This window comes from Photobacterium sanguinicancri, from assembly GCF_002265265.1.
GTDB lineage: Bacteria > Pseudomonadota > Gammaproteobacteria > Enterobacterales > Vibrionaceae > Photobacterium > Photobacterium sanguinicancri.
Genome location: NZ_NOIF01000469.1, coordinates 1 through 427 on the forward strand (window position 1 = coordinate 1; position 427 = coordinate 427).

1 protein-coding gene is annotated in these 427 nt (G+C 74.2%); it reads left to right on the plus strand.

Going from position 1 to position 427, the window contains the following annotated elements:
* Nucleotides 1-427, plus strand: a 427-nt coding sequence (locus ASV53_RS26585; RefSeq protein ID WP_141226351.1) for a PLP-dependent transferase, incomplete at both ends; no start/stop codon positions are given.

Below are 427 nucleotides of genomic sequence, written 5' to 3' on the forward strand. Positions count from 1 at the left end.
CCGTTCCGATCTCGGCGAACTGGGCGTGCACGCCCTGCCGATCGACCTGTCGACGACGAACCCGCTGCCCGACGCCGAGCGCGGCGGCGACTCGTACGAGGCGATGGCCACGGGCGGGCGCCCGCCGGCCGACGGCAGCCTCGTCTACGCGCGGTTGTGGAACCCGACGGTCGCCCGCTTCGAAGAGGCGCTCGCCGAGCTCGAGCACGCCGAGGCATCGGTCGCCTTCGGCTCGGGCATGGCGGCGATGACCGCGGTGATCCTCGCCCACACGAACGCGGTCGGCAAGCGGCACGTGGTCGCGGTCCGCCCGCTCTACGGCGGCACCGACCACCTGCTCGGCTCGGGGCTGCTGGGGGCCGAGGTCACGTACTGCGGTCCGCGCGAGGTGGGCGCGAGCATCCGCCCCGACACGGGACTCGTGGTG